Annotated in this window: 2 protein-coding genes (1 of these 2 only partly in view); both read right to left on the reverse strand. The window is 74.8% G+C overall.

Annotation, left to right across the window (positions count from 1 at the left end; translation table 11 throughout):
• Complete coding sequence (locus tag ACLJQF_RS25635) at positions 1-9,246, reverse strand: type I polyketide synthase (RefSeq protein WP_410612256.1); 9,246 nt, start codon at positions 9,244-9,246, stop codon at positions 1-3.
• Positions 9,243-13,025 carry the final stretch of a type I polyketide synthase gene (locus ACLJQF_RS25640; RefSeq protein WP_410612237.1) on the reverse strand. It continues 11,457 nt past the right edge of the window, so only the last 3,783 of its 15,240 coding nucleotides appear in the window; its start codon lies beyond the right edge, outside the window; its stop codon occupies positions 9,243-9,245. Before ACLJQF_RS25640 ends, ACLJQF_RS25635 begins: the two co-directional genes overlap by 4 nt.

The following is a 13,025-nucleotide window of genomic DNA, read 5'->3' on the forward strand; positions in this document are numbered from 1 at the left end:
TCAGTGCCTCGGCGGCGGGGAAACCCCGAGCTCGTTGTCGATGAACGCGAAGACCTCGGCCGCCGAGGCGTCCGCGAGCTGCGCCTGCCGCGGGGCCGCGCGGTCCCCGCTCCACTGGTTCAGCAGGGACTTCAGCCGCATCTCGACGCGCATCCGGACGTTCTCGTCGGCCTCGAGGTCCGGCAGCGACGCCTCCAGGCGGTCGAGCGCGCCGAACGCCGAATCCGCGGGTGTGCCGCCGGGGGCGATCCCGGCCGCGAGGAACCGGGCCAGCGCGACCGGGGTCGGGTGGTCGAAGACGGCGGTGGCGGCCAGCCGAAGACCGGTGACCCGGCGCAGCCGGTTGCGCACCTCGACCGCGGTCACCGAGTCGAACCCGAGGTCGCGGAACGGCCGGGTGCTGCCGATCGCGTCGGCGCCGCGGTGGCCGAGCACGGCCGCGGCCTCGGTGCGGACCAGGTCGAGCACGGTCCGGTCGCGTTCGGCTTCCGGCAGCCCGGCCAGCCGCTCGCGCCACCCGGCCGCGGCGCCTTCACCAGGGCCCTCCTGGTCGGCTTCGAGCCGGTCCAGCACCTGCCGGACGGCCGGCAGGTCCTCGATCAGCGGGCGGCGCCGCGACGCCGTGAAGGCCGGTACGAACCGGTCCCAGTCGACGTCGGCCACGGCCAGGAAGGTCTCGTCGCGGTCGAGCGCACCCTGCAGCGCGGCCACGGCCCGTTCGGGCGCCATCGGCCGGAGGCCGCGGCGGCGCAGCTGCTGCTCGCCTTCGCCGGTGGCCATGCCGCCCCCGGCCCACAACCCCCAGGCCACCGAAGTCGCCTTCGCGCCGCGGGCGCGGCGCTGCTCGGCAAGCGCGTCCAGGTAGGCGTTCGCGGCGGCGTAAGCGCCCTGGCCCGCGCTGCCCCAGACGCCGGAGTTGGAAGAGAACAGCACGAACGCTTCGAGGTCGTCGCCGAGCAGGGCGTCCAGGTGCGCGGCGCCCGCGACCTTGGCCGCGAGGACGTCTTCGAACTCGTCCAGGCCGGTCTCGGCGAGGGTGCCCGACTGCGGCAGCCCGGCCGCATGCACGACCGCCACCGGCGGGTGCCCGAGGCTGTCCAGGAGGGCTTCGACGGCCTTGCGCTCGGCGACGTCGCACGCGGCGATGGTCACCGCGCAGCCGTACCCCCGCAGTTCTTCGGCCAGTTCGGCCGCGCCGGGAGCGGCTTCGCCCCGGCGGCTGGTGAGCACGAGGTGGTCGGCGCCGGACCGGCCCAGCCAGCGGGCGACGTGCGCGCCGAGCGCGCCCGTGCCCCCGGTGACGAGCACGGTTCCCCGCGGCCGCCACGGCTCGCCCGCCGGAGCGGGCCGCGCCGGACGCAGCCGCCGGGCCAGGATCCCGTGGTCCCGGATCGCGAGCTGGTCCTCGCCGCCGGGCTCAGCCAGCAACCCGGCCAGCCGGTCCGCGGCCCGCTCGTCGAGCGCGGCTGGCAGGTCGACCAGCCCGCCCCAGAGGCCGGGGTACTCCAGGCCGAGCACGCGGCCGAGGCCCCACAGCTGGGCGGGCACGCTCGACGCCGGGGCGTCGCCGGGCCCGGTGGCCACGGCGCCGCGGGTGAGCAGCCACAACGGGGCGTCGATCCCGGCGGCGGTCAGCGCCGGCGCGAGCGCGGCCGTCGCGGCCACGCCGGTCGCGATCAGCGGATGCCCGGGCAGCGGGGTTTCGTCCAGGCCCAGCAACGAAACGACACCGGTGTACTCCCCCGGCGACAGCTTCTCCGGCGAGGCGGTGACGACGTCGGCGCCGCGCGAGGCCAGCGCGTCGAGCACCGTCGTGACGAGTCCACTGTGGTCATTCGGAACGAAAGCCAGCCAGCGATCGGAGAGCAGCGGCAGCGCGGGCTCGGCGACCGGCGTCCAGCCGACCTTCAGGCACCAGGAGTCCACTGTGGATTCTTCGGCGCGCTCTGCGCGCCACCGCGTCAGGGCGGGCAGCACCTCGTCGAGCGCGCACTGGTCGACCCCGAGGACACCGGCGAGGTCGTCGGTTTCTTCGAGCTCCGTCCACAGCGGGTCGCGGGCCGGGGCCAAAGGGGCCGGGTCAAGCCAGTACCGCTGGTGGTCGAAGGCGTACGTCGGGAGCGGGATCAGCCGGGCGCCTTCGCCGAACGCGGGCGTCCAGTCGAGGTCGACGCCGTGCACCCAGGCCTCGGCGAACGACGCGTACAGCCGGGCGAGGCCGCCTTCGCCGCGACGCAGCGTGCCGGTCACGACGGCTTCGTCCACAGTGTCCTGGACACTCATCGTGAGCACCGGGTGCGGGCTGCATTCGAGGAAGACGTCGTAGCCGTCCTCGGCCAGCCGCCGCGTGGTCGTGCCGAACAGCACCGGATTGCGCAGGTTGGTGTACCAGTAGGTGCCGTCGAGCCCGGCGGCGTCCATCGGCTCGGCGGTCACCGTGGAGTAGAAGGCGATCTCCGACGACCGGGGCGAAACGGGGGCGAGCAGTTCGCGCAACTCGGCCTCGATCGCCTCGACCTGGACCGAGTGCGACGCGTAGTCCACCGGGACCCGCTTCGCGCGGATGCCGTCGGCTTCGCACGACTCGATCAGCTCGTCGAGGGCGGACGGCGAGCCGGACACCACGACCGCGGCCGGACCGTTGACGGCCGCGACCGACAGCTCCGCCGTGAGCCGCGCCTCGACGGTTTCGGGTGCGGCGGCCACCGACACCATGCCACCGTGGCCGGCCAGGGCCAGGATCGCCTTGCTGCGCAACGCGACCACGCGGGCGGCGTCCTGCAGGGACAGCGCGCCGGCGACCGCGGCGGCGGCGATCTCGCCTTGGGAGTGCCCGATCACGGCGTCGGGCTCCACGCCGTGGGCGCGCCAGACCTCGGCCAGCGACACCATGACCGCGAACAGCGCGGGCTGCACGACGTCGACCCGCTGGAGCATCGCGTCGTCGCCGAGGACTTCCGGCAGCGACCACTCGACGAACGGCGCCAGCGCACGTTCGCAGTCCCGCATGCGGGCCGCGAACGCCGGCGACGTGTCCATCAGGTCCAAAGCCATCCCCACCCACTGCGAGCCCTGCCCGGGAAAGACGAAGGCGACCTTGCCCCCGCGGCGGGCGCTGCCCCGCACCAGGCCGGGGGCGGCCCGGCCGTGGGCGAGCGCGCCCAGCGGGTCGTGGCCGTCGTGCTCGCCGCCGGCCACGAGCACCGCCCGTTGCTCGAACGTAGACCGGGATTTCGCGAGGGAGTACCCCACATCTGCGGCCCGGACCCCCTGTGCGGCCCCTACCCGCGCCTGCAGCCGTCCGGCCTGCGCGGCCAGCGAGGCAGGCGTCTTGGCGGACAGGATCCAGGGCACCGGGCCGGTCGTGGCCGGCCGCTCTTCGACGGCCGCGACCGGGGCCGCCTCCAGCACCGCGTGGGCGTTGGTGCCGCTCATCCCGAACGACGACACGGCGGCCCGGCGTGGCCGTCCGGTCTCGGGCCACGCGCGGGTTTCGTTCAGCAGCCGGACGTTCCCGGCCGTCCAGTCCACATGGGACGACGGCGTGGCCGCGTGCAGCGTGCCCGGGAGGACGCCGTGGCGCAGGGACAGGACCATCTTGATGACGCCGGCGACGCCGGACGCGGCCTGGCTGTGGCCGATGTTGGACTTCACCGAGCCGAGCCACAGGGGGTTCTCCCGGTCGTGGCCGTAGGTGGCCAGCAGCGCCTGGGCCTCGATCGGGTCGCCGAGGGTGGTGCCGGTGCCGTGGGCTTCGACGGCGTCGACGTCGTCGAAGGTCAGCCGGGCGTTGGCCACGGCCTGGCGGATGACCTGCTGCTGGGCGGGGCCGTTCGGGGCGGTCAGGCCGTTGGACGCGCCGTCCTGATTGACCGCCGAGCCACGGATCACGGCCAGGACCTCGTGGCCGTGGCGCTGGGCGTCGGCGAGCCGCTCGACCAGCAGGACGCCGGCGCCCTCGGCCATGCCCATGCCGTCGGCGTCGTCGGAGAAGGCCTTGCAGCGGCCATCGGCGGCGAGCGCGCGCTGGCGGCTGAACGCGACGAACGACGCCGGCGTCGACATCAGCGCCACCCCGCCGGCCAGCGCCATCGTGCACTCGCCGGAGCGCAGCGACTGGCAGGCCAGGTGCAGCGCGACCAGCGACGACGAGCACGCCGTGTCGACGGTGACGGCCGGGCCGGTGAGCCCGAAGGTGTAGGAGATCCGGCCGGAGACGACGCTGGCGGCGCCGCCGGTGAGCAGGTGCCCGGCCGAGCTGTCCGGCTGGGCGAGCCCGATGCCGTAGTCGGCGTAGTTGGTGCCGACGAAGACGCCGGTCGCGCTGCCCCGCAGGCTCTGCGGGTCGAGGCCGGCGCGTTCCATCGCCTCCCACGACGTCTCCAGGAGCAGGCGCTGCTGGGGGTCCATGGTCAGCGCTTCGCGGGGTGAGATGCCGAAGAAGCCCGGGTCGAAGTCACCGGCGTCGTGCAGGAAGCCTCCGTGGCGGGTGTAGCTGGTGCCGTCGTGGTCCGGATCGGGGTCGAACAGCGCGTCGACGTCCCAGCCGCGGTCGGCCGGGAACCCGGTGATCGCGTCGCCGCCGGCGGTGATCAGTTCCCACAGGTCCTCAGGGCTGCGGACGCCACCGGGGTAGCGGCAGCTCATCGCGACGATGGCGATCGGCTGGTCGTCGGCGACCGCGACGACGGTCTCGGTGACCTTGGCCGTGGCGCCGAGCAGGAACTCGGTGATGCGCTCGGCCGTCGGGTGGTCGAAGGCGAGGGTGGCGGGCAGGCTTTGCCCGGTTTCGGCGGCGAGGCGGTTGCGCAGCTCGACGGCGGTGAGCGAGTCGAAGCCGAGTTCCCGCAGGGCCACGCCGGGGGCGACGGCGTCCGGGCTGTCGTGGCCGAGCACGGCCGCCGCGGTGGCGCGGACCAGGTCGAGCACGGTCCGGGTGCGGTCAGCCGGGGACAGCCCGGCCGGCCAGCCCGTTTTGAGCTGGGGCTTTTCCACCGTCAGCGCCCGGCGGACCTCGGGCAGTTCGTCGAGCAGCGGACGCGGTCGCAGGGCGGTGAAGACGGGCGCGAACCGGGCCCAGTCGACGTCGGCGACGGCGAGGAACGTCTCGTCGTCGGCCAGGACCTGGCGCAGGCCCGCGAAGGCGAGGTCGGGATCGAGGAACGGCAGGCCTTGGCGCAGGAGCCGGCTCGCGTCGAAGTCCTGGTTCGCCTTGGCCGGGTCGGCGGCGTTCCAGACGCCCCAGGCGAGCGACGTGGCCCGCAGGCCGCGGGCGCGCCGGCGCTGGGCGAGGGCGTCGAGGTGGGCGTTGGCGGCGGCGTAGGCGGCGTGGTCGCCGCTGCCCCAGACGCCGGCGATGGACGAGAACAGGACGAAGGCATCGAGGTCACGGTCGAAGACGGCGTCGAGGTTTTCGGCCCCGCGGACTTTGGCGCGGGCGACGGCGGCGAACTCGGCGACGTCGGTGGCGTCGATCGAGGCGAGTTCGATGAGGGCGGCGGCGTGGACGACGGCCCGGATGTCGTGGGCTCCGGCAAGGGCCTCGACCTGGGCGCGATCGGTGACGTCGCAAGCGGCGAAGGTGATGCCCGGGTCGGGGTCGGCTTGACCGCCGTGACGGCTGGCGAGGACGACGTGCTCGGCACCGGCGCTGAGGAGCCAGCGGGCGATCCGCGGGCCGAGGGCGCCGGTGCCGCCGGTGACCAGGGCGGTGCCGCGCAGGGACCACGAGCCGGGTGCGGTTCGCGGCGGGGTGGCGCGGACGAGGCGGCGGACGAGGACGCCGGAGGGGCGGATGGCGAACTGGTCCTCGTCGCCGGGGGTGGCCAGGATGGCGGTGAGCTGTTCCACGGCACGGGCATCGGGATCGGCGGGCAGGTCGATCAACCCGCCCCAGCGACCCGGGTGTTCCAGGCCGATCACGCGCCCGAGGCCCCAGATCTGGGCCTGCGCGGGCGACGGCGAGTCCGTGTCGACGGCGCCGGAGGTCAGCAGCCACAGGGGCGCATCGATCCCCGCGTCGCCGAGGGCCTGGGCGAGCAAGAGCGTTCCGGCGACGCCGGCGGGCAGCTCGGGGAACTCCGGGTGCGGCCGCTCGTCGAAGCCCAGCAACGACACCACGCCCGCCACCTCCGGGCCGGCCTCGCGCAGCCGGGCGGCCAGGGTTTCGCGGTCGCCGGTCACCGGCACGACCTCGGCGCCGAGCGCATCCACGACGACCGAGTCGTCCCGCCCGGGTGCGACCACGGCGAGCCAGCGCCCAACCGCCGCTTTCACGTGAAAGCGACGTGGAGGGCCCGCCTCCGGGTCGCTTTCACGTGAAAGCGACGGGGCCGGGCGCCAGCGGATGTCGTAGCGCCAGGAGTCGACAGTGGACTTGTCGCGGGCCGTCCGGCGCCAGTCGCTCAAGACGGGGAGCAGCTCGCTGAGCGGAGCCTCGGGATCCACGCCGAGGGTCTCGGCGAGAGATCCGCTGTCGACCGCCTCCCAGAAGTCCGGATCCGCGACGGCCTGAGCGGGAGTGCCGGGCTTGAGCCAGTAGTGCCGCTGCTGGAACGCGTACGTGGGCAGATCGACCCGCGCGGCACCGGCGAAGTACGGCGACCAGTCGACCTTGACGCCGTGTACGTACGCCTCGGCCACCGACAGCGCGAAGCGGTCCAGGCCGCCTTCGTCGCGGCGCAGAGAGCCGAGCGCGACGGCGCTCTCCACGGTCTGCCCGATCGGCATCACCAGCACCGGGTGCGGAGACGCTTCCACGAATGCCCGGTAACCCTGCGCCGCCAGGGCGCGCACGGACTCCTCGAGCCGGACCGTCTGCCGCAGGTTGGTGTACCAGTACTCGGCGTCGAGGGCAGTGCCGTCGATCCAGTCCCCGGTCACGGTCGAGAAGAACCCGGCGTGACCCGCGCGCGGGGCGATCGGGTCCAGCACCTCCAGGAGCTCGTCGCGCAGTTGCTCCACCTGGACGGAGTGCGACGCGTAGTCCACCGGGATCCGGCGCGTGCGCAGTTCGACGCTCGCCATGAACTCGTCGAGCGCACCGGGCTCGCCGGAGACGACGGTCGCCTCCGGGCCGTTGACGGCGGCGATGCCGATCCGATCTCCCCAAGGGGCGGCGAGTTCTTCGGTCCGATCCCGGGAGGCGGCGACGGAGACCATGCCACCCGCGCCCGCCAACGCGAGGATGGCCTTGCTGCGCAACGCGACAACGCGCGCACCGTCCTCAAGGGACAATGCGCCGGACACGACCGCGGCCGCGATCTCGCCCTGGGAGTGGCCGAGCACCGCGTCCGGGCGCACGCCGTGGGCGGCCCACAGCTCGGCCAGGGACACCATCATCGCGAACAGCGCGGGCTGCACGACGTCGACGCGGTCCAGCTCGGCCGATTCGAGCAGCGAGAAGCCGGTGTACGGTTCGAGCGCCCGCGAACATTCGGCGTATCGAGCGGCGAAGACCGACGAAGTGGCCAGGAGTTCGGTGGCCATCCCGGTCCACTGGGCACCCTGGCCGGGGAAGACCATCGCGACCTTGCCGCTCCCGGCGACCGCCGAAACGACGTGGGGCGCGGGCGTGCCGTCGGCGAGCGCGCGGACCCCGGCCAGGAGCCGCTCCCGGTCCGCGCCGATCACGACGGCCCGGTGCGCGAAGGCCGATCGGGTCGTCGCCAGCGAGAAGGCGACATCCGCCGGGTCGGCGTCCACAAGAGACAGCCGGGCGGCCTGCTCGCGCAGGGCCTCCGCGGACTTGGCCGAGAGCACCCACGGCACCGCCGGCCCCAAGCGCCCCAAGGCGGCCTTCGGTGCGTCTGACGCACCGAAGGCCGCCTTGGGTGCGTCAGACGCAACCAAGGCCACATTGGGGCGCTCGGGTTCCTCCAGGATGAGGTGCGCGTTCGTGCCGGAAAGGCCGAAAGAAGAGACGGCTGCGCGCCGCGGCCGGTCGGCGGTCCACTCCCGGCCTTCCTGGAGCAGCTCGACCGCGCCGGCGGTCCAGTCGATCTTCGTCGACGGCGTCCCGGCGTGCAGGGTCGGCGGCATCCGGCGGTTCCGCAGCGCCATGACGAGCTTGACGACGCCGCTGACGCCCGCCGCGGCCTGCGTGTGCCCGATGTTCGACTTCACCGACCCCAGCCACAGCGGCGACGAGCGGTCCTGACCGTACGTGGCCAGGAGGGCCTGCGCCTCGATCGGGTCGCCCAGCGCCGTGCCGGTGCCGTGCGCCTCGACCAGGTCGACGTCCACAGTGGACAACCGGGCGTCGGCCAGTGCGTCGCGGATCACGCGCTGCTGGGACGGGCCGTTCGGCGCCGAGAGGCCACTGCTCGCGCCGTCCTGATTCACCGCGGAGCCGCGGATCACCGCCAGCACCGGGTGGCCGAGGCGCTGGGCGTCGGCCAGCCGCTCGACCAGCAACATGCCGGCGCCTTCGCCCCAGCCGGTGCCGTCGGCGCCGTCGGCGAACGCCTTGCACCGGCCGTTGCCGGACAGCCCGCCCTGACGGCTCATCTCGGTGAACATGTCCGGGTTGACCATCACCGCCGCGCCGCCGGCCAGCGCGAGGTCGGATTCTCCACGCCGCAGGGACTGCACCGCCAGGTGCAACGCGACCAGCGACGACGAACAGGCCGTGTCGACGGTGACCGACGGCCCCTCCAGGCCGAGGGTGTAGGAGATCCGGCCGGACAGGACGCTGGTGGCGGTGCCGGTCATCAGGTGCCCGGCGACCGCCTCGGCCTCCTCCCCCGCGCCGGTGCCGTAGCCCTGGGAGGCCGCGCCGACGAACACCGCCGAGCGGCTGCCGCGCAGCGTCTCCGGCACGATCCCGGCGCGTTCGAGGGCTTCCCACGACGTTTCCAGGAGCAGCCGCTGCTGCGGGTCCATGGCCAGGGCTTCGCGCGGCGAGATGCCGAAGAAACCCGCGTCGAACTTGCCCGCTTCGTGCACGAAGCCGCCTTCGGCGACGAAGCCGGCGTCGTGGGCGTCCGGCCAGCCGCGGTCGGCGGGGAACCCGGACATGCCGTCGCCGCCGGCATCCACCAGCCGCCACAGGTCCTCGGGCGAGCGGACGCCGCCGGGGAACCGGCAGGCCATCCCGACGATCGCGATCGGGGCGGACCCGGCGTCCTCGACCTCCTGGACGCGCTTGCGGGCGCGCCGGAGGTCCGCGGTCACCTTCTTCAGGTACTCCCGGAGCTTCGCGTCGTTGTCCATCAGGCCCCATCCCGTCGCGTGCCGTCCATTCAGGACAGTCCGAGTTCGTTGTCGATCAGGTCGAAGATCTCGTCGTCGCTCGCGGAGTCGAGTTCGGAGTCCGCGTTCTCGGAACTGCTCCGGCGGCGCGCGAGCAGGGTCTCCAGCCGCGCGGTGACCCGGCGACTGTCCCCGGCGCGTTCCAGCAGCCGCTCGAGTTCCGCCAGCACCGCCGCGTCCGCGTCGACGGCGGTCGGCGCGAGCCCGGCCAGCAGGTGTGCGGCCAGGTCGGCGGGTGACGGGTGGTCGAAGATCAGCGTGGCCGGCAGCCGGAGCCCGCTCTCGGCGGTGAGCCGGTTGCGCAGCTCCACCGCGGTGAGCGAGTCGAAGCCCAGGTCGAGGAAACCGCGGCCGCCTTCGACGTCGGCGGCCGAGCCGTGGCCCAGCACCGTGGCGACGTGCGCGCGCACGACGTCGAGCAGGAATTCGCCGCGCCCCGCCTCGGGCACGCCGGCCAGCCGCTCGGCCAGCGAAGGGCCTTCGCCCGGCACAGCCGCCGAAGCGGTCCGGCGGGCCGGCGCTCGCACCAGCGACGCGAAGAGCGGCGGCAGCCCGGACTGCGCACCCAGCGCGGCCGGGTCGAGCTGCAGCGGCAGCAGCGCCGGTTCCGGCCGGGCCGCCGCGACGTCGAACAGGTCGAGCCCGCGTTCGGCGGTGAACGGCACGAACGCGGACCGCGCCAGTTTCGCGCGGCCGGCTTCGCGGAGCATGCCGTCGGTGGCCCACGGGCCCCAGCCCAGCGACCCGGCCGGGAGCCCCCGGGCCGCGCGGTGCTGCGCCAAGGCGTCGAGGAACGCGTTCGCCGCGGCGTAGTTGCCCTGGCCGGGGCTGCCCAGCGTGGCCGCAGCCGAGGAGAACAGCACGAACGCCGAGAGACCGAGGTCCCGGGTGAGCTCGTGCAGGTTCAGGGCCGCGTCGACCTTCGGCCGCAGCACCGCGTCGAGCCGCTCCGGCGTCAGCGACGCGACGACGCCGTCGTCGAGGACACCGGCCGCGTGCACCACGCCGGTGAGCGCCGGGATCGTCGCCAGCACGGCGGCCAGTTCACGGCGGTCGGCGGCGTCGGCGGCCACCACCCGGACGTCCGCGCCGAGCTCACGCAGCCCCGCGGCCAGCTCGGCCGCACCGGGGGCGTCCGGCCCGCGCCGGCTCAGCAGGACCAGCTCCCGGACGCCGTGCCCGGTGACCAGCCGCCGGGCGACCAGGCCGCCCAGCGCGCCGGTACCGCCGGTGATCAGCACCGTGCCGTCGCCGAAGGACGGCGGCATGGTGAGCACCACCTTGCCGACGTGCTTGGCCTGGCTGACGAACCGGAACGCCTCGGGCGCGCGCCGGACGTCCCAGGTCCGCACCGGCAGCGGCGTCAGGGCACCCGCCTCGAACAGCGCGAGCACCTCGGTGAACAACTCCCGGATACGGTCCGGGCCCGCTTCGACCAGGTCGAACGCCTGGTACCGGACGCCCGGGTGGGCAGCGGCGACGGAGCCGGCGTCCCGCACGTCCGCCTTACCCATCTCGAGGAACCGCCCGCCGCGCGGCATCAGCGCGAAGGACGCGTCGACGAATTCGTTGGTGAGGGCGTTGAGCACGACGTCGACACCCCGGCCGCCACTGGCCTCGCGGAAGAGCTCCGCGAACCCGGTCGTGCGAGAGGAGGCGAGGTGCGCGTCGTCGAGCCCGGAGGCGCGCAGGACGTCCCACTTCCCGGGGCTCGCCGTGGCGTAGACCTCGGCGCCGAGGTGGCTGGCCAGCTGGATGGCGGCCATCCCGACGCCGCCGGCCCCCGCGTGCACCAGCACGGACTCGCCCGCCCGCAGCCCGGCCAGATCCACCAGCCCGTAGTAGGCGGTGAGGAAGACGATCGGCACCGACGCGGCTTCGCTGAACGACCAGCCGTCGGGGATCTTCGCCAGCATCCGCCGGTCCGCGACCGAGCGCGGGCCGAAGGAGCCGGGGAAGAAGCCCATCACCTTGTCGCCCGGGGCGAGCCCGGTGACGCCTTCGCCGCATTCGAGCACGACACCGGCGCCTTCGATGCCCATGAGCGGCTCGCCGGGGTACATGCCGAGGCCGATGAGGACGTCGCGGAAGTTCATCCCGGCGGCGCGGATGGCCACCCGGACCGTGCCCGGTTCGAGCGTCTCCGGCAGCGGGTTCGGCACGAGCGCGAGGTTCTGCAGGGTGCCGCGGCCGGTGCTGTCGAGCCGCCAGTCGCCTTCCGCGGGCGGCTGGAGCAGGGTGCCGGAGCCGGCCCGCACGAGCCGCGCGGCCAGCGCGCGGCCGTCCCGCAGCGCGAGCTGCGGTTCCCCGGAGGCGACCGCGCCGAGCAGGGCCGCCGAGCGCGGGTCCTCGTCGTCGAGGTCGACCAGGACGAACCGGCCGGGGTTCTCGAACTGCGCCGACCGCAGCAGGCCCCACACCGGTGCGGCGGTGAGGTCGGGGACGCGGTCGCCGTCGACCGCGCCGACCGCGCCGCGGGTCACCAGCACGAGCCGGGCGGTGGCGAACCGCTCGTCGGCCAGCCACTCGCGGACCAGCTCGAGCGCGAACGCCGCCCGCTCGCGCGGCTGCGCCGAGTGGCGGATCGCGGAGAACACGAACTGCGGTTCTTCGCCGCCTTCCCCGGTGCGGCGGCCCAGTTCCGCGAGGTCCACACAGGACTCGACGGTGCCCGCCGAGCCGAGCCCGGCGACCAGGCCGAGCGGGTCCGGGCCGATGACCGCGTACCGGCCGCCCGGCGCCTCCGGTACCGGAATCGGCGTCCATTCGACCTGGAACAGCGCGTCGCCGCCGTCCGGGCCGCGCAGGTGCCCGGCCGAGACCGGGCGCAGCACGAGCGCCTCGACCGACGCGACCGGGGCGCCGGTCGCGTCGGCGACGTCGACGGCCACCGCGTCCCCGGCGCCCGGCCGCAGGCGGACCCGCAGCGCGGTGGCACCGGTGGCGTGCAGGGTGACGCCGGTCCAGGCGAACGGCAGCCGTGGGCCGGTTTCGCCGTCGCACAGGCCCAGCGCGTGCAGCGCGGCGTCCAGCAGGGCGGGGTGCAGGCCGAACGCGCCCGCCTGCTGCTGCTCCGGCAGCGCGACTTCGGCGTAGATCTCCTCGCCGAGGCGCCAGGCCGCGCGCAGACCGCGGAAGGCCGGGCCGTAGCCGAACCCGGACGCCGCCAGGGTGTCGTAAAAGCCGGTCACCTCAACGGGTTCCGCTCCGGCGGGCGGCCAGTCGGCCCACGCGGCCGGCTCGGCCGTGGACGTCGGCGCGAGGACGCCCGCGGCGTGCGCGGTCCAGTCGTCGCGGCCTTCCGGACGGGAGTGGATGGTCAGCTCGCGGCGACCGTCGGCGGCCGGGGCGCCGACCGACACCTGGATCGCGACGGCGTCCCGCTCGCGCAGCACGAGCGGGGCGGCAAGGGTCAGTTCCTCGACCACCGGGCACCCGGCCTGGTCCCCGGCCCGGACGGCCAGCTCGACGAAGGCGGTGCCGGGCAGCAGGACGGTCCCGAGCACGGCGTGGTCGGCGAGCCACGGCTGCGTGGCGAGCGACAGCCGCCCGGTGAGGACGACGCCGTCGCCGCCGGCCAGCGGCAGGGTCGCGGCCAGCAGCGGGTGCGCCGCGTCGGTGAGCCCGGCCGCGCCGACGTCCCCGGCCGCGGCGGAGACCTCGGGCCAGTAGCGGCGGTGCTGGAAGGCGTAGGTCGGCAGCGGCACGCGGCGGGCACCGGTGAACGCGGCCGACAGGTCGACCGGGACACCGCGGACCCACAGCGCGGCGAG

Source organism: Amycolatopsis sp. lyj-109 (assembly GCF_046548995.1).
Lineage (GTDB): Bacteria > Actinomycetota > Actinomycetes > Mycobacteriales > Pseudonocardiaceae > Amycolatopsis.